The 19,476-nt window shown below is 65.4% G+C and carries 9 protein-coding genes; 7 read left to right on the plus strand and 2 right to left on the minus strand.

What is annotated here, in order from left to right; translation table 11 throughout:
- The coding region (locus tag G3N93_RS15155; RefSeq protein ID WP_206133389.1) for a filamentous haemagglutinin family protein at nucleotides 1–12,432 on the plus strand (12,432 nt) is incomplete at its 5' end.
- A gap of 324 nt (nucleotides 12,433–12,756) precedes the next feature.
- Here G3N93_RS15155 and G3N93_RS15160 read toward each other — a convergent pair.
- Nucleotides 12,757–14,049 carry a substrate-binding domain-containing protein gene (locus G3N93_RS15160; RefSeq protein WP_206133390.1) on the minus strand — a complete coding sequence of 431 codons (1,293 nt, stop codon included), beginning with the start codon at nucleotides 14,047–14,049 and terminating at the stop codon, nucleotides 12,757–12,759.
- 672 nt (nucleotides 14,050–14,721) lie between these two features.
- Here G3N93_RS15160 and gspF point away from each other — a divergent pair.
- Nucleotides 14,722–15,939 (plus strand): type II secretion system inner membrane protein GspF, encoded by a 1,218-nt coding sequence (gene gspF / locus G3N93_RS15165; RefSeq protein WP_011354678.1) that lies wholly within the window; start codon nucleotides 14,722–14,724, stop codon nucleotides 15,937–15,939.
- An 8-nt stretch (nucleotides 15,940–15,947) separates the two neighbouring features.
- Here the strand turns inward: gspF and G3N93_RS15170 are convergent, their stop codons facing one another.
- Nucleotides 15,948–16,394, minus strand: coding sequence for a general secretion pathway protein GspC (locus tag G3N93_RS15170; protein ID WP_206133391.1), 447 nt, complete (start codon nucleotides 16,392–16,394; stop codon nucleotides 15,948–15,950).
- Nucleotides 16,395–16,458: 64 nt separating this feature from the next.
- On the opposite strand from G3N93_RS15170, the gene gspG reads away from it, so the two are divergent.
- From gspG to G3N93_RS15195, 5 genes are all read left to right on the plus strand, one after another.
- Entirely contained in the window at nucleotides 16,459–16,926 is a 468-nt protein-coding gene (gspG, locus tag G3N93_RS15175) for a type II secretion system major pseudopilin GspG (RefSeq protein ID WP_174937356.1), read from the plus strand.
- The gene (locus tag G3N93_RS15180) at nucleotides 16,901–17,437 is read left to right on the plus strand and encodes a GspH/FimT family pseudopilin (protein ID WP_206122572.1); all 537 of its coding nucleotides are present in this window, start codon (nucleotides 16,901–16,903) and stop codon (nucleotides 17,435–17,437) included. Before gspG ends, G3N93_RS15180 begins: the two co-directional genes overlap by 26 nt.
- 182 nt (nucleotides 17,438–17,619) lie before the next feature.
- On the plus strand, nucleotides 17,620–18,366 hold the full coding sequence (locus G3N93_RS15185) for a secretin and TonB N-terminal domain-containing protein (RefSeq protein ID WP_174937321.1): 747 nt from the start codon (nucleotides 17,620–17,622) through the stop codon (nucleotides 18,364–18,366).
- Between the two features lie 6 nt (nucleotides 18,367–18,372).
- Nucleotides 18,373–18,921, plus strand: coding sequence for an RNA polymerase sigma factor (locus G3N93_RS15190; protein ID WP_011354683.1), 549 nt, complete (start codon nucleotides 18,373–18,375; stop codon nucleotides 18,919–18,921).
- A gap of 11 nt (nucleotides 18,922–18,932) precedes the next feature.
- Nucleotides 18,933–19,476 (plus strand): DUF4880 domain-containing protein (locus G3N93_RS15195; RefSeq protein ID WP_206133392.1); only part of this gene is annotated, 544 nt, incomplete at its 3' end.

The following is a 19,476-nucleotide window of genomic DNA, read 5'->3' on the forward strand; positions in this document are numbered from 1 at the left end:
TCACGGTCGAAGCTGCCGTCGACCGTGCCGAACGGGCTGGGGCCGGGCGGGTTGCAGGTGGCGGCGGGCGCGTCGGGCGATACGAACAATCCGGTGCTGTGGGTCAACGCGAACGCGCCGACGCAGAACGTCGACGCGAGCGGCCACGTGAACGTCGACGTGAAGCAGACCGGGCAGAACGCGGTGCTGACGTGGGAGACGATGAACGTCGGCCGGCAGACGACGCTGAACTTCGACCAGTCGGGCGGCACGCAGACGAACGGCGCGAACAACTGGGCCGTGCTGAACCGGATCAACGATCCGAGCGGCAGGCCGAGCCAGATTCTGGGGAACATCACCGCGCAAGGGGCGGTGTACGTGATCAACCGGAACGGGGTGCTGTTCGGCGCCGGGTCGCAGGTGAATGTGCATTCGCTGGTGGCGTCGTCGCTCGACGTGCTGAACATGAACAACTACAACCAGACCCTGCAGAACCGGGTGCCGGTTGTGACGGACAACAGCCTCGCGCAGGATGCGGCGGGGATCGTCGCGAGCAACAAGCAGTTCCTGAGCCTGCCGGCCGGGACGACGGGCGGGCTCGCGTATCCGGAGTCGGGCAGCTCGGGCGGGTTGAACGGCAACAGCCGGCTTCCGAACGAGGTGCTTGGTCTGGGCAACCAGGTCAATCTTACGTCCGCGAGCCAGTATCAACCGTGGGGCGACGTCACCATCGAACAGGGCGCCTCGATTACCACGCACGCGAATGGCAACGCGAGCGATGGCGGCTTCGTGATGATCGCTGCACCGAACGTGACGAACGCAGGGCATATCAAGGCGACGGACGGGCAGGTGGTGCTGGCGGCCGGCGTCGGGGTAAGCCTGCGGCCCAACAGCGGAGCCACGACGAATCCGCAGGTGCTGCTGCCGGAGCTGAGCGGAAAGATCACGCTGCTGGGCCCGAACGGCCAGATGACCGACATCACGCCGGCCGGTACGCTGACCAATACCGGTATCGTCGAGGCCGCGCGCGGCAATGTGAACCTGCTCGGCAGCCGCGTTGCGCAGAACGGCGTGGTGGGCGTGACGACGAGCGTCAATTCGCCCGGCACGATCACGATTTCCACGGTCGACGAATATTCTTCCAACAATCCGACCGGAGCGGCCTATCTCGGGCAGGCGCTTCAGACGACGGACGGCACCGGTGGCGCCAACGACACGCACCGCGCCGGCCTGCTGAGCTTCGGCCCCGATTCGGTGACCACGGTGATGCCGGACGGCAACGGCCAGACGACGCCATCGACGCCCGGCGCGACCTTCACGCCTGGCAGCATCGGCATGACGGCCGGCTCGGTCTGGTTCCAGGGCGGCTCGTTGATCGAGGCACCCGGTTCCAAGGTATCTGTCGCGGCGTTGACGCCCTCTGCATCGGGCGCACAGCCACCGGCCGGCCAGACGGCCGTTCCGGGTCGCATCTATCTCGACAGCGGCGCGACGATCGATGTGTCGGGCCTCGCGAACGTCGAGGTGCCGATCGGGCAGACGCTCGTGACGGTCGACCGTATCGGCCAGAACGAACTCGCCGATTCGCCGCTGCTGCGCAACGGGTTTCTGCTCGGGTACAAGAACCTCGTGTTCGACAGCACGCTGACGGGCACGCGCAGCGACGGCGTGCAATGGGTCGGCAGTCCGATCCTGAACCTGTCGGGTTATGTGAACCTGATTCCGCGCACGGTCGACCAGCTGTTGACCAATGGCGGCTCGATCACGCTGTCGGGCAACGAGGTGATGACCGCGACCGGTTCGTCGATGAACCTGAACGGCGGCTACGTGCATTACGACGGCGGGATCGTCAACACGACGCGACTGGTCGACGCCAACGGCGCGCTCGTGCCGATCGGACAGGCAAGCCCGTACGACACCTACGTCGGCATCGCGGGGCAATTCGTCGAATCGCATCCGCGCTGGGGCGTGACGAAGACGTGGTACAACCCGCTGCTGACGATGGGCGGCTATCAGGGCGACTATATCGTCGGCGGGAATGCCGGCACGCTCGACATCTACGCGCTGCAATCGACGGTGCTCGACGGCGACATCAGCGCTCAGGCGTTCGGCGGTGCGAAGCAGATGCAGGGCAACAGCCTGCCGAGCGGCGGGACATTCAACCTCGGCGCCGATCCGAAGCTCGGCGGCGCCGCGCTGGTGCACCTGACGTCGAACAACAGCGACGTCGCGTCGGGTACTGCGGGCCTGGTCGTGCTGCAGGACAATGCACCGAAGCTCGCCGACATCGCGCCGGGATTCTCGATCGATACGCCGCTCGACAAGACGGCGCTGCAGGCGTTGCCCGCGAACGATCCGCGCAACGTGCTGACGACCACCGTGGTGCCGGTCGCGACGCTGAACAATGGTGGTTTCGCGAACCTGAATGTGACTGAGGACAAGACCGGCGGCAAGGGCATCGTCGTGCCGCAAGGCACGCAACTTGCCCTACAGCCGGGCGGCTCCATTTCGCTCAACAGCGCCCCTCTCGGTGCGGATGTCAACGTAGCCGGCAAGCTGATCGTGCCGTCGGGCACGATTTCGATTACCAGCGGCGGCAACATCATCGTGGGGCCGCAAGCGGTGATCAGTGCCGCGGGCCAATGGGTCAACAACGATGTGCAAACCGCGCCCGGCACAGTGCCGGGAAACAGCCAGTTCATCAATGGCGGCAGCATTGCGTTATCGACCAGCGAGCAGACGGTCGGAAACTCGGGCGACGGCTTCACGGACGCGACGGGGTCGATTTTGCTGCGTCCCGGCAGCCTGCTCGACGTGTCGAGCGGTGGCGAACTGCTGGCGAACGGCCAGTTGCTGATGCAGAACGGCGTGCCGGCCGGGCGCGGCGGCAACGTATCGCTGCAGACCTACACCTCGGTCACCGCACAGTTCGGTCGCCCCGGCGACAACGTTCCCGTGATGCCGACCACACAGCCCACGAATGGCACGATCGCGCTCGGCGGTACGATCGCCAGCGACGGCTTTTCGGGGGGCGGCACGTTGGCGTTGCAGGCGCTCGGTTTCCAGATCGGTGGCGATCCGAAGACCGCCGCCCCCTGGGATGTCTATTTGCCGGAGCGCTTTTTCGCGCAGCAGGGTTTCGGCAAGTATGTGTTGAACGCGTACTACGACGCGACAGTGGCGCCCGGAGCGACGGTCGCGCTCACACAACGTAATCTGATTCCCGACGCGCCTGCGCTTCTGCAAACGGCTACGGGTGCCAACCTGTCGACATCGGGGCTGACGACGTCGGGCCGTCTCGACGACTATCACCGGCAGCCCACGAGTCTCGTGTTGACGGGCGGCAATTACAAGTCATGGATCGCGTCGGCGAATACCGCGCCTTCGTACCCCGGCGTGACGGGAGCCGTCACGCTGTCGTCCGGTGCATCGATTCAGGCGGATGCCGGTGCAGCCATCGGCTTCGGTTCGCCGGCACAGGTCACGGTCCTCGGTTCGATCATCGCGCCCGGCGGCTCAATCACGCTCAGCGCGGATTCGAGTGGCACGTTCGGGCAGACGGGGCAGTACGGCATATTCGTGCCGAGCGACAGCCGCTCGGTCTGGCTCGGCTCGGCCGCGACGCTTGACGCGTCAGGCACCGCGCTCGTGAACCCGCTCGCCGCGCCAGTCAAGATCGGTGCCGCGGCTGTCGTGCCGAACGCCGGCAAGATACTGCCGGGCGGCTCGGTCACGCTGTCGAGCGATGCGGGCTATGTGGTCGCTCAGGCGGGCTCGGAGATCGATGTGTCGGGCACGTCGACCCACTTCGATCAGTTGCAGCCGAACGGCACGTTCGCATCGCAGCCGATGTGGAGCGATGCCGGTTCAATCACGCTGTCCGCCGCGTATGGTCTCTTTGCCGACGCGACGCTCGCCGCGCATGGAGGCGGCACACAGGCGCGGGGCGGCACGCTGACGATTCTGCCGCAGCAGAACAAAGGGTTCCCCGGCGCGACTGCGCTCGTCATCCGGCAAAGTGGTGAGTTGACGCCGGTCGGCCTGGCGCCCGGGCAAAGCCTGGGGACGGCGATCGATCCGACGACCGGGTTGCCGATCGGCCAACCGACCGGCGTTATTCAGTTTGCCGCCGACCGGCTCGGCGGCTCGGGCATCGCGAATCTCGTGCTCGGCAGCGCTGCGCCGTCCAATCTCGCCCAGCCCGTCCCACCGATTGTGTTCGCCGGGAGCGTGAGCCTGAACCTGTCGGAGTCGGTGACGTTGAATAGCGGACGGATCGCCGCGCTTGGCATGGATCAGCTCGCGACACTGCTGTCGACGCCGGCCCAGCAGCCGAGCAACACGTCAACGCCGCCGACGGTGCTCTCGACGCTGCTCGCGCAGCCGCCGCAGCAACCGCTCGGCACGACGGTCGAGATCGATGCGCCGTATGTCGCGTTGAATGGACCGACGATGACGTCGCAGTCGCCGGCGTTCAAACCCGTCGCGACCGTGTCCGGTGCGACGCTCGACGTGAACGCGTCGTTCATCGACCTGAATAACCAGTTTCAACTCAACAATTTCGGCCACGCGAACTTCATCAGCAGCGGAGATATCCGCCTGAGTTCGACGAGCGCCGCTCAGCCACAGACTTCAGGCCTGGCGCCGGGTGTCCTCTACACGCCGGGCGACCTGACGTTCAGGGCGGCGGATCTGTATCCGGCGACCGGCAGCACCTTCGTTGTCGCCGCGGTCGGTCCGACCGATTCGGTCACGGGCAAACCGGTGCCGACGACGATCACGTTCGCGTCGAACGGCATATCGGGCACGCCGCTGTCCGCAGGGGGGACGCTGCTGGTCGATGCGACGAACATCGTGCAGGGCGGCACGGTGCGCGCGCCGTCCGGTACGATCGTGTTTGGCGTGGGCGATCCGTCGAATGCGGCGACGCAGGCCCAGTTTGCCGGGTTGCCGCTTGTCGCGACGGATTCGGTGAAGCTGGCGAACGGCAGTGTGACGTCGGTCTCGAACGGCGGCTCGGTCATTCCGTACGGCACGACGATCGACGGGGTCGAGTGGCAGTTCAATCCGCTTGCCGGCAGCACGGTGCCCGATCTGACGGCGCCGCCCGCGAAATACGTGGGCGTGAACGGCAGCAATGTCGCGCTCGACAAGGGCGCGACGATTGACCTGTCCGGCGGCGGCGACCTGCAGGCCGCCGAATGGGTGCCGGGCACCGGCGGCACGCGCGACGTGCTGTCGCAATACAACGTGAGCTATGCGAGCGGCAAGGGCGCGACGGCCGTACCGGTCAATATCGGGGCCGGCAACGTCTATGCGATCGTGCCGGGCAAGCAATCACCGGTCGCGGCTTATGACCCGATCCTCGCGCAGACGGCACAGCCTTCCACCAATGCAAACGGCACGGCCACGACCGCGACGACGACGATGGGCGTCGGACAGGCGAGCCTGACCGACCCGGTCGGCAAGGCCGTGTATCTGTCGGGCGTGCCGGGGCTCGCGCCCGGCTACTACACGCTGCTGCCGGGCAAGTACGCGACGCTGCCGGGCGCGTATCGCGTCACGGTGTCGAGCACGGCCGGCAATCTCGTGCCGGGCGCGAGCCAGGTGCTGCAGGACGGCACGGTCGTGACGGCCGGCTATTTCGCCGACGCGTTGACGGGCAGCCGAAGCGCGACGCCGACGCTGTTCAACGTGCAGTCGAACAGTGTGTGGCAGCAGTACTCGCAATACACGCTGACAGGCGCGAACGCGTATTTCACGAAGCTCGCCGCGACGAAGGGCAACGTGACGCCGCCGCTGCCGGTGGACGGCGGTCAACTGGTGCTGGCGGCAACGAAGGCGCTGACGCTCGGCGCGACGCTGAATGCGGCCGCCGGCGCGGGTGGCGCGCCGGCCCAGGTCGACATCGCGTCGCAGGACATCCAGATCACCGGTAACGGAAGCGCGGCGCTGCCCGGCTATCTGCAGATCGGCAGCGACGCGCTCGATTCGCTGAACGCGGGCAGCCTGCTGATCGGCGGCACGCGCGCGGCGACGACGAGCGGCGTCTCGATCACGCCGATCGCGAACAGCGTCGTCGTGTCGAACGATGCGAACACGGCGCTGAAGGGCCCCGAGATCCTGCTCGTCACGAAGACCGACGGCAGCGGCACGGATCCGAACGCGGCGAACGGCTTGCGCATCGATGCTGGCGCGTCGATCGCTGCGCAAGGCGATTACCCGGCAGCCAAGGATCAGCCGATCGCGATCGCCGGCGACGGTGCACTGCTGCGCGTGTCGAATGGCGCGATGGCGCCGCTGTCGCGTACCGGCGGCACGGGCAAGGGCTTGCTGGCGGTCGGCGCGGGCGCGACGCTCGCGGGCGGACAGGCGTTGCTGCTCGATTCGTCCGGCGACCTGAAGGTCGATCCGTCCGCCGTGCTGTCGGCCAAGGCGATCACGGCGGACGGTTCCGCGATTACGTTCACCAACGCAGGCGGCGCGTCGGCGGCGAACCTGCCGGGCTTCGTCATCGATCCGGCCGGCCTCGCGCAGTTCGCGAACGCGCAGCAGGTCACGCTGCGCAGCTACGGCGCGATCGGCTTCGTCGGCGATGTGAACGCGACGTTCGGCAACAGCGTCGATCTGAGTGCCGGCACGTTCACGAGCGACGGCGGTCACGTCACGCTGAATGCACAGCAGGTCGCGTTCACGAACGAGATGGGCGCGACGCCCGGCACGGCGACGGCCGGAAACGGCACGTTGACGGTCAACGCGAAAGAGATCGACTTCGGCACGGGCACCAAGGCGGCAAGCGGCTTCGGCTCGGCGGTGATGAACGCGACGGGCGGCATCGTCGGCCAGGGTACCGGCACGTTCGACTTCGGTGCATTGCCGGTGACGCTCAATGCGCCGGTCTACCTCGCCGATACGAGCTCGGCCGCCACCGTGAAGACGACGGGGGCACTGACGCTGAACGGAGCGTCGGGCACGGCATTGAAGCGGGATGCGGTCGGCGGCGCATGGACCTTCATCGGCGGTACCGTGAACGACAACGGTGCGACGATCAGCGCGCCGGCCGGCAACGTGACGCTCGAGGCGACGACCGGCAACCTGACGATCGGCGGTGGATCGACCGTCAGCGCGGCGGGCGTGTCGAAACAGTTTTTCGATGTGACGCGCTATGCGCCTGCCGGATCGATTACGTTGACGGCCGATGCGGGCACCGTCGACGTACAGGCCGGCTCGACGCTCGATTTCTCCGGGGCCAGCGGCGGAGGCGCGGCAGGCAGTCTCTCGCTGTCGGCGCCGCAACAGGTCGTGAACCTGAACGGCACGATCAAGGGCGGCGCGGCGAGCGGTTATGCGGGCGGGTCGTTCTCGCTCAATACGGGCGGCGCGGCGGATCTCGATGCGCTGTCGAAGACGCTGGCATCGAGCGGCGTGAACCAGGCGATCACCGTACACACGAAGACGGGCAACCTGACGCTGTCGCAGGGCAACACGCTGACCGCGCACTCGGTGCTGCTGACGGCCGACGGCGGTTCGGGAAGCTCGGCCGATACGGCGAACGGCAACGTGAACGTGCTCGGAACGATCGACGCGTCCGGCAAGGCGGGCGGCGAGATCGACCTGTACGGCCGCAACGGCGTGGATATCGAAGGATCGCTGCTGGCGCGCGGCTCCGACCCGAAGCAGCGCGGCGGTAAGGTCAACATCGGCACCACTGCCATGTTCGATCCGACGATCGTCGACGCGAACGGCAACTCGATCGCGTACAACGCAACCTATGGTTACGAGAACATCCTGCGTGCGAACGCGGGCGTCATCACGCTCGGTGCGAATGCGCTGATCGATGTGTCGGGCGGGACAGCTGGTGGCTTGTCGGGCGGCACGGTGAATTTCCGCGCGCCGTTGCTCGCCGACAACGGGGTGAAGGTCAACCTGCCGGATACGTTCAACGACGGCAAGGGGATCGTCGGTTCACGTGCGACTTCGCTCGAGGCGTATGCGGTGTGGAGCACGACGGACGCGACGACAGGCGGGAAGCACTTCGACGGAGTCATCGACCCGGCGGGGTGGTATGACAAGAGCGGGCATCTGCTGGCCGGCACATTCACGGCACAAGGGACATCCGGCACGCCGGCGACGTTCTCGTTCGCACCGGATGGTTCCGGCGGCGGCACGCTGACGAACCAGGCGACGGGCGTATCGTCGACTGTTACGCAGGTGCAGCTTCAAGGCGGTGACAAAGACATTGGTTTCGGTGGGCTGAACAACATGTACTTCGCGCCCGCGAGCGGCGGCGCGAATGCGGATCACCAGACCTTCTACGGGTATCAGAACGGCGATGCATCGGCCGCGGCGCCGGGTACGCTGATGGGCTTCGTGCAGCACGGTCTCGATACGCTGGTCGATCCGTTTGCCGGCAAGAACATCGCGAACGCACGCATCGTGCCGGGGATCGAGCTCGACAACCCGAGTTCGGCGATCAACGGCGGTGACATCCAGGTGCTGACGAACTGGAATCTCGGCGCGGGTACGTCGCCGACGAATCTCGCGTTCCGCTTCGACGGGCAGGCGCCGGTCGTGACGCTGCGTGCAGAGAACAACGTGAAGGTGAAGGCGAGCTTGTCAGATGGGTTCTTCCAGATCGCGAACCCGTTGGGCGGAGGGGGGACGATTCCGGTGCCGCCGTTGTCGACGCTGGCAGCAGTAAAGGCAATTTATGATGCGCCAGCCGGATACTATGCGAGTTTGGGCATTGGGCTCTCATATTTTGTAGGCTTTGCCCTAGTGTCGGGGCCGGGTCAACCGGCTGGTGGTACACCGGATGAGATCGCGGAGTACTACGCGCTTTATTCGGCGTATGCGAATTTTTTGGATCAGACACCGACGTTGCAATGGGGAGGGAAAACCTACAGCAATATAGAGAACATCTGGCTGATGCGGGGGAGCAACTCCGGCACGATGCTGCCCGGTCAGCCGGTGGCCCCGATCGCGCCGACCCTAGCCGAGCAGGCATCGAATCCAGGCTCCTATCTGATCTATGTGAATCAGTATCAGAAGTATCTGTCGGAATCGATCCAGTACGTGGTCCAGCACCAGAATCAATTCCCGTTGGTGGTTCCCCTTGCCGCACCGAGCGTTCAGCCTGTATCGGTAATTGCAACAACAACGATCAACGTGCCCGCGTTAACGGACAATTCGCCGGCCCCGACGTCCATTGCGACTATTCCAATTCCGCTTGCGTCGGCTTCGCTGACGGGCGGCTCGAGCAGTTCCTTCCGTGTAGTGGCGGGGGCGGATCTGAACAGCACGAATCCGCTGGCGCTTCAGGCGCGGACTGCAGGAAGCGGATCGAACGACAAGAGCGTGATTTTCGACGGGCATACGACGTTCGTCGACAGCAACGGTCTGGCAATTCTGGCGCCGACGATGATACGCACCGGTACCGGATCGATCGATATCGTGGCTGGCAATGACATCGTGCTGTTCGACAGCAGTTCGATGCAGCCGAACAATCCTGACATAACCGTTCCCGGCGTGATTTACACAGGCGGCGCGCCTGCAGCCGGGGCGCCTGCCGGCACGGGGCTTTCGATCGTTCATGGCCTGAACAACAATCCGGATATTCTGGTCACGACCGCCGTCAATCCGGACTCGGCCGGCGATATTACGATCCATGCGCAAGGCGATATCACGGGCGCGGAGTATCTGACCGACGTGAATGGCACGGTGACCGGGCGGAAAGGCACCAACATCAGCCCATTCTGGTGGCAGTGGATGCAGATCGGCAATCCGACCGGGATGGTTGGGGCGACCAATCCCGTATCGCAGACCGTACAGACGTCGATCAACTTTGGCGCATTCGATCAAGGCGTGTTGAGCGCGGGTGGCAACGTGTCCGTGTCGGCTGGCGGGAATATTTCCGACCTCTCGGTGTCGCTGCCGACCACGTGGTATTTGACCGGCGCCAATACCGACAACCCCACGGTCAATACGGTCGGCGGCGGCAACCTGTCGGTGCGAGCAGGAGGGGACATTCTGAGCGGCGGCTATTTCGTCGCGAAGGGAACCGGAACGATCGCGGCGGGCGGGAGGATCGGGGCGGATATTGCGGTGCCTTCGTCCGTCACCGGCCAGCCTGCCGTCACGATGGATACGCTGCTGGCGACACAGGACGGCGTGCTCGACGTAAGCGCGCGACAAGGCGTCAGCATCGGGCGCGTGTTCGACCCGTCGTATGCGCAGAGCGATGCGCTGTTGAATGCGTATAAGCAGCAGGCCGACATGAAGGGCTATTCGTCGACGTCCGCCGTCAATATCGTGTCGACGACGGGTGATGTCGCGATCGGCACGCTCTCGGCAGTCAGCCTGATCGGCGGTGGAGCGCACAATGCGGATGTGCCAGGGGTGAACGATTTGTCGTCCGTCCTGCCGGCGTCGGTAAACCTGACTGCGCTTTCCGGCGGCATCACGGTGGCGGCGAGCGGCGTGCTCTATCCGTCGGCGTTCGGAGACCTGAGTCTGATTGCCGATCAGTCCGTCAATCTGTCGAGTGTCAACGGATTGATTGTCAGCGGGTTTCCTGCGTTCGGCATGCTCGACGTCGACCCGTCCGCGATGCCGTCACCGGCCAAGCCGAATGTTCTCGTCGCGAATCCGACGATTGCATCGGCGGCGGCGCATGATCCGGTTGCCCTGCATGGCGACGATACCGTACCGGCGCGAATCTACAGTCTGAACGGCGATATCGTCGACGGCGCCCTGCAGACGACCGGTGTTGCCACCGGTTTCTACGGAAATCTGGTGCCCGTTGCGATAGACAAGCCCGCTTTGGTTCAGGCGGGGCGTGACATCGTGAACCTGTCGTTCTTCGGACAAAACCTGCGCAAGTCGGATGTGACGCGCATCGTCGCAGGGCGAGACATTTACGATACGCCACTCATTCAATCAACGAATGCCGTCATACCGGCGCTGGTGCTCAGTGGTCCGGGGACATTCGACGTCGAGGCTGGCAGGAATATCGGGCCACTGACGAGTCAGGCTCAAGCCTACGCGAGCCTGGGCGACGGAAGTTATCCTCGGCAGGGGGCTGCGACGGGGATTGATGCAATCGGGAATGCAAACAACCCGTACTTGCCGCACGAAAGCGCGAGCGTCAATGTGTTTTCTGGCGTCGGGCCGGGCATCGACACCGCGTCGTTTAATTCGACGTATGTCGATCAGGCAAAGTCCGGACCGGGGGTATCCAGCGCGACGCCCGCACTCGTCACGTTCATGGAGCAATACGAGGCGGGGCTCACGGTCGACACGGGGCTGGTCAACGATCAGCCGGCGATCAAGCCATTGAGCGCGGATGAGGCCTGGTCGAAATTCAAGGCATTGCCGCAGTATGTCCAGCAGCTCTTTGCGGAGCAGGTTCTGTTCAAGGTTCTGACGAGCGTCGGCGAGGACTACAACAACCCCGCCAGTCCGTACTATCAGAAATATGCACGCGGCTACGAGGCGCTCAATACGATGTTTCCGGCTTCGCTGGGCTACACCGCCAACAATCTCGGTGGCGGCAGCAACGGTGCGAACAAGCTGGCCGATACGGGCGACCTGGACATTCGCAGCACGACCATCCAGACCCAGCAGGGCGGCAACGTATCGATCCTCGGCCCGGGCGGGCAGGCGCTGGTCGGCAGTACATCCGCACCGCCGCAGATCGTCAACGCTGCCGGCCGGACGATTGCCGGTCCCGGAACGATGGGGATTCTCACGCTCGAGCAGGGTGACATCGACATCTTTACCGACCGCAGCGTGTTGCTGGCCCAGAGCCGGATCTTCACCGAGCAGGGCGGCGACATGACGATCTGGAGCTCGAACGGCGACATCAACGCGGGCAAGGGTGCGAAGTCGTCAGCCAGTACGCCCGCGCCGCAGTACGTGTGCGATGCGAACCATTACTGTACGGTCGACGCGCGCGGCCAGGTCACGGGCGCGGGCATTGCGACGCTGCAAAGCGTGCCGGGTGTGCCGATCGGCACGATCAACCTGATCGCGCCTCGCGGCACGGTCGATGCGGGTGATGCAGGGATTCGCGCGGGCAACCTGAACGTCGCGGCGCTGCGCGTGGTGAATGCCGACAACATCCAGGTAACCGGCAAAGCGAGTGGCATCCCGCTCGTGCAGGCGGTGAACACCGGCGCATTGACGGCCGCGAGTGCGGCTGCGTCGGCGGCGACGCAGGTGGCGCAGGACATCGCGAAGAACAACGCGTCCGGTGGAGCCGTACGGCGCTGGACAATCTCGGTTCAGGTCGAGGGTTTTGGCGATGCGGGTGGTGACGGCGGTAAAAAGCACAAGCAGCAGGTCGGCTACGATTCGTCAAACGCGGTGTCGATTCTTGGTTTCGGTCAACCCGGAGCCACGCAACGTGCCACGTTGACATCGGAGGAGCGTAACAGGTTGGGCAAGATCTGATTGAGCGAAGCTTGGCGCGACGCGAGCTGCCGATAATATCGGCGCTCGCGTTTTTTTATTCAGGCGCTGCATGGATCGTTCGATCAGAGGGGGATGCGTGTCTCCCGCGACCAGGATCCTTGCGGTTCGATGAGCGGAATGGCGCAATCTGAATCGACCGCTCGTTCGGTATCGTGGGGCGATGAGGCCTCTCCGATTGCAATGAAATGGACCAGGAAGTTGCAGACCGCTCGATGAACAGGGTGATGGCTATCAAATAAAACTGCGCCCCTGGTATCCCAGGGGCGCAGCGGTCTGGATCTCTGTAGTCAGCGTGTCGACGACTTAGCGGCCGACCACCGTGCCCGTGCAGACGCTCGCGTTGCCGATGTCGAGGTTGAAGCCGCTCGTGTTGCTCAGGAAGTCAGCGGAAATCGCCGTCTGGAAGTTCGACGGAACGGTGTCGAAGCCGTTGCCATGAACGATCGACGCGAAGCCGGCATTCGTGTAGTGGCTGTTCAGGAAGTCATGAACTGCCGTCTTGACGGTTGCATCCGCGTAGCACTGGCTCAGGATGATCTGGCTCGTACCCGAAACCGGATAGCCCGAAGCCGGGTTACCGGCAGCGGGCACCCAGGCTGCCGGGTTGCCGGCCGTGAGCTTGCCCGGGGGCGTAACCGTACCGAGCGCGGTCGTCGCATTCGCATACGTCGGCGCATAGTAGGCGCCATTTGCCTTGTTCACCAGGCTTGCCACCGGCAGTTGCAGCGCGCCGACCGGCGTCACGACCGTGCTCGACGGGGCGAGGAACGTGTTCGTGTAATCCGGGCTCAGGTATGCAACGGCGGCACCGGTGGAGGACGACAGCGCAGTGCGCACGCCGCTGCTACCCGAAGCGCCAGTGAAGTTCGACGGCACGACGCCGCCCGGGAACGAAGCCGTGAACGTCAGCGAGTCGGCGAACGTCACGCCCGTGGCCGTGTTGGCGGTCGAGCAGACGGCAGCCAGGTGGCGGGTCAGCAGTTCGGTCGTGCCGCTGCCGTCCGTGCGGTAGATAACCTTGATCGGCGCGTTCGTCGTGTAGGCTGCGGTCGTTTCCGGGTTGATGACCTGGTTCCAGTTCGTCAGCTTGCCCGAGAAGATGCCGCACAGATCGTCGTCGTTCAGCGCGATGCTGTGCGCTTGACCCGGCGTCGTTTGCGGCGTCGTCGTGCTCGTCACGGCCGGGCCGTTGACGACCGGCACCGTGATCGGCGTGACGATGTACGGGATCTGGATCAGCGGGCCGTTGGTCGCGCCGAGGCCGGCCTTGTACGACGTGAGTTGGGCGGTCGACAGGGCCGCATCGCTGTTCGCGAAGTGGACCGTGCCCGTGACCGTCGAGCCGAAGTACGTCGGCTGGTTGTTCAGGAACGCGTTTTGACCGGCGCCCGAGCCAACCGAGAAATACGTGAACGAGCCTTGGCCCGTACCGAACAGGCCGATTTCGGTCGCGGAGTTGCCGATCGCGCCGATGGTCGGAGCGACGAGCGACGAACCGCCGCCTTGCACGTTCGGCGAGGCCATTGCGGCCGTGGCGCCCAGACCGGTAACAACGAGAGCGAGGACTTGACAGATCTTGCGCTTGCTGGATTTCATGAGAAATTTCCTTGGACGAAGATAAACGGGAACCCCTGCTACTGCGGTTGGAATGCTTGTAGACCGCCGGGTAAATGTAGGGGGAAATACGAATGACGCGTGTGAATTTTTCATAACGAATGGTGCGTAACATTTTTATCGAATAAGCCATTGCGTTATTCGGATTGGTAAAGCGGGGATTGGAGCGTTATTTGGCACCTGCCGGAGCGTTCAGATACTGGGATTCGGCGCAGGGCCGTTCCGGCGGAACGAGCGCCAGAGCCGCCAGAGCCCTAATCACACATGGCGCCGACCGCCGACGTCGCACGCGAGCTCGCGCGGTGCTATCCCAACTTCAAGACGGTTTTGTGGCGGATGTTACGGAACATTCCGCGCGTCGATGAATATCCTATCCCTCGATATATTCCTTCCATTGACTACGCTAATCCATAAATGGAAGGCCAGCAAAGTATCGTGTATTTAATGTGTGACGGATCAATCGCGGCAAAAAATTGAAATCGTTTTTAAGTTATAAGAATAACGACTCAACGTAATAAAGCCCGCCAAAAAAGGTAGCCCAACATCCGTCACAAATTTGCGCCGGTTTGCTCCGTAGTCTTCCCCAGCGACTCCGTCCGGCAAGCTGCGCGACGTCATCGAAAGCAGTCGCGCCCGTGACAGGAGAGAACCGGCATGTCGGCATTCCGCTACGAAGCGATCGATCCCACCGGCCGCACGCTGAAAGGCGTGCTCGAAGCCGACAGCGCACGCGCAGGCCGCAGCCATCTGCGCACGCAAGGTCTCACGCCGCTGATCGTCGAGCTGGCCGCGCAACGCCTGCACGGCGAACGTCATCAACGCCTGTCGCTCGGCCGCAAGCTGTCGCAGCGCGAGCAGGCGATCATCACGCGCCAGCTCGCGAGCCTGCTGGTCGCAGGGCTGCCGCTCGACGAATCGCTGTCGGTGTTGAGCGAACAGGCCGAGCGCGACTACGTGCGCGAGCTGATGGCGTCGATCCGCGCGGAAGTCGTCGGCGGCCATTCGTTCGCGAACGCATTGAGCCAGCATCCGCGCGATTTCCCGGAGATCTATCGCGCGCTCGTCGCGGCCGGCGAGCACACCGGCAAGCTCGGCATCGTGCTGTCGCGCCTGGCCGACTACATCGAACAAAGCAACGCACTGAAGCAGAAGATCCTGCTGGCGTTTACGTACCCGGGCATCGTCACGCTGATCGCGTTCGGCATCGTCACGTTCCTGCTGAGCTACGTGGTGCCGCAGGTTGCGAACGTGTTTACCAGCACGAAGCAGCAGCTGCCGACGCTGACGGTGGTGATGCTCGCGCTGTCGGACTTCGTGCGGCATTGGTGGTGGGCGTCGCTCGCGGCGGCGGCCGTGCTCGTTTATGCGATTCGCAAGGTGCTGTCGCGCGATGCGCCGCGGCTCAGGTTCGACACGTGGCTGTTGACCACGCCGCTGGCAGGCAAGCTCGTACGCGGCTACAACACGGTGCGCTTCGCGAGCACGCTCGGCATTCTCACCGCGGCCGGCGTGCCGATCCTGCGCGCGCTGCAGGCGGCCGGCGAGACGTTGTCGAATCGCGCGATGCGCGCGAACGTCGACGATGCGATCGTGCGCGTGCGCGAAGGCTCGGCACTGTCACGCGCGCTGGCGCATACGAAGACGTTTCCGCCGGTGCTCGTGCACCTGATTCGCTCGGGCGAGGCGACGGGCGACGTGACGACGATGCTCGATCGCGCATCCGAAGGCGAATCGCGCGAGCTGGAGCGCCGCACGATGTTCCTGACGAGCCTGCTCGAGCCTCTGCTGATCCTCGCGATGGGCGGCGTGGTGCTCGTGATCGTGCTGGCGGTGATGATGCCGATCATCGAGCTGAACAACATGGTGCAGTGATGCGCGGTTCAGCGCACGTATGCGTTGGCCTTCTCCGTGGCGGGCAGCGCGATCTCGCGTTGCAGGCCGTGGCGGTCGACGACGATCGAGCGCGCGCGAACCTCGGCCAGTTTCGCGGCTTCGCCGATCGCCGCGCCGAGCGACACGACGCGCGAGGCTTCGCCGCCGACGCTGACGATCGCGGCCGCACGGCGCGCGTCGAAAGCGAGCACGCCGAGCAGCTGGATGGCATCGCGGCTGTCGTCGGGTTTCGCACCGAACAGCCGCGCGGCGGCGGCAACGTCGATCGGCGCGGGTGGCGGTGCAAGCGCCGCGACCGGCGCATCGGCAGCGCTCAGCACGCGCACGGCCCACAGCGACACGGTAATGAGCGCGGCCGCGGCAGCAAGCGTCGCGACGAGTGGAACGAGATCGGCGCGGGATGGCGCAATGCGAAGCAGGTCGAGCGGTTTCATGGCGGCAGGTCGGTGCGATGAACAGAAGATGTTTTCCATTCTTTGTTGCGAGGGTGAATGCATGATGACGGGGCCCAACGAAACCCGAACGCGGTACGCCGACCATGTGGGACGGCACACGCAACGTGGCTTCACGCTGATCGAGATCATGGTGGTGGTCGCGATCCTCGGGATTCTCGCGGCGCTGATCGTGCCGAAGATCATGAGTCGTCCGGACGAGGCACGTCGCATCGCCGCGAAGCAGGACATCGGCACGATGATGCAGTCGCTGAACCTGTATCGCCTCGACAACGGCCGCTATCCGTCGCAGGAGCAGGGGCTGACCGCGCTGGTCCAGAAGCCGGCCGCCGATCCGGTGCCGAACAACTGGAAGGACGGCGGCTATCTGGAGCGGTTGCCGAAGGATCCGTGGGGCAACCCGTATCAATACCTGAACCCGGGCGCGCACGGCGCGATCGACGTGTTCAGCTACGGCGCGGACGGCAAACCGGGCGGCGAGGGGAACGATGCGGACATCGGCTCGTGGCAGTGACGGAAGGCCCGGCGTGAACAGGCGGGTACGGCACTCGCGTGCCGGGCGTCGTACGGCGGCGGGCTTCACGCTGCTGGAGATGCTCGTCGTGCTCGTGATCGTGGGGCTGCTGGTCGCGGTCGTGACGCTCGCGCCGTCTCGCAATCGCCGCACCGATCTGGCGGAGGAGGCACAGCGCCTGGCGAACCTGCTCGAATCGGCCGGCGACGAAGCGCAGGTGCGGTCGATCCCGATCGCATGGCAGACGGTCGGCGGAGGCTATCGCTTCGTGCAGCGCACCGAAAGCGGCGCGTGGGCGCCGATGACCGACGACCTGTATCGCGCACGCCGCTGGGGCACCGAAGTGACGGGCGTGTCGGTGCGATACACCGGCGGCGGCGAAGTGCCGTCGCGCCTCGTGCTCGGCAGTGAAGGCATCGACGTGCCGGTGACGATCACGCTGTGGTCCGGCGACGTGCGGATGGCCGTCGTCGGCACGGGCATCGGCAACTTCGTCGTGCGCCGGCCGTGAGCAACGCTCGGCGCCTGGCACGCCCGCAAGGCGAGCACGCGCGGCGATTGAATCGCATCGCTGCACGCTTCACCTGACTGTCATAGTGCCCGCTCACAATCTGACGTTCGTTTGCTGCGGAACCGCTCACGGGGGTGCGCGTTTCGCCGGCAACGTGCAACTCCACTTCCGTCCAGGGATTCATGACTCGTTCACGGGCGCCGACCGGTGTCCTGGCGCTCGTTGCGTGGCTGGCGTTCGTCGTGCCGTGCATGCACGGCATACACGCGCAGGAGACCGGTTCCATCGTCCGCCAGCCGGGCCGCGCGGTGCGTTTCGATCTGCCCGCGCAGCCGCTCGCGAAGACCTTGCAGGACTTCGCGCGGCTCACCGAGCTGATCGTGCTGGCGCCGGCGCCGCTGCTCGACGGGCGCACGAGTGCGCCGGTCCAGGGCGAATTCGCGCCGCGCGACGCGCTCGAGCGGATGCTGGCCGGAACGGGGTTGCGTGCGGAATTCTCGCGCCCGGACGAAGCGATCATCGTCGCGCAACCGGCTGCCGAGCAGGCGCCCGCGACGGCCGACACGCCGGCGGATGCGGCCTTGCCGATCGACGGGATCGGCGATTCCGGCGATCGGCGCGCGTTCGCGGGCCTGCTGCAGGCGCATCTGATCGATGCGCTCTGCGCGCAGCCGGGAGCGGTGCCGGGCAGCTATCGACTCGTCGCGCAGGTGCGCATCGACAACAGGGGGGCGGTGGTGGCGGTCAACATGGTGGCATCGAGCGGTTCGGCCGCCCGCGACGCGGCGGTAATGCGCGCGCTGCGCGCATTGAAGCTGGACGACGCGCCGCCGGCAGACCTGCCGCAGCCGGTCACGATCCTGCTGCGGCCAGCCGGCAACGGCGTGCATTTCCGCTGTCCGGCGCCGCAGCCGGCCGTCCGGGGCTAGGCCGTCATGTCCGACAGCAACCGCTCCGGGCTCCGGAATCTGCTGGCGACGCGCTACGCGTACCTCGTCAGGCGCCTCGAGCGCGTGACCGGGTCGAAGGACGGCGCCGCCGACGCGCTGCACGAAACCTGGCTGCGTCTCGAGAACGCGAACGTCTCCACGCAGGTGACGAACGCGGACGCCTATATACTCGGGATGGCGAACAATGTCGCGATCGACCAGCATCGCCGCGAACGCCGGCATCTGCACGACGACGATGTCGAGACGCTGCTCGAGATGCCCGACGAACTGGCCGATCCCGAGCGCATCGTCGCGGCGCGCCGCAAGGTCGAGACATTGAAGGACGTGCTGCGCGGCCTGCCGCCGCGGCGCCGCGCGATCCTGCTGGCCGCCCGCGTGGACGGCCTGCTGAACCGCGAGATCGCCGAGCATTTCGGCATTTCGCTGCGGCTCGTGGAAAGCGAGCTGAGTGCGGCAATGAAGTACTGCCTGCAGCGCATGCAGGAAGACGGCGATCCGTACACGGGCACGCGAGGCGGCCCGCGTAAATTTTGAGCATCAGGACGATGACGAAAGCCCAGGCCGAACCTGCCCACGACGAACTCGACGAAGCGAGTGCGTGGCTGCTGCGTCTGCGCTCGGGAGACGCGAGCCAGGCCGAAGCCGATGCGTTCGAGCGCTGGTGCGCCGATCGTCCGCAAGCCGCCGATCTGCTGCGCGATACCTGGAGCTCGCTGCGTACGGCGGCGACCGAACTCGCGCACGAGGAACGCGCGGCCGCTGCCTGGGCAAACGTTGCAAAGCGCGAGCGCACGATGCGCACCGGGCGGCGCGCGTTCATCGGCTTTGCAGTCGCGGCCGGCGCGTCGTGGCTTGCCGTGCGCCCGCCGATGCAGTTGTGGCCGTCGCTCGGTGATCTCGCGGCCGATTACCACACGGGCACCGGCGAGCAGCGCAGCGTTGCGCTGTCGTCGCGCGTGACGGTGGAGCTGAATACGCAGACGCGTCTGGACGTACTGGCCGCGAGCGATGCCGCGCACGGCGTCGAAGTCGTCGCCGGCGAGGCGGAGATCGACGCGGCCGCGCCGCCGGCCGACCGCGCGACGCCGA

It is taken from the genome of Burkholderia sp. Se-20378, assembly GCF_017104665.1.
GTDB lineage: Bacteria > Pseudomonadota > Gammaproteobacteria > Burkholderiales > Burkholderiaceae > Burkholderia > Burkholderia lata.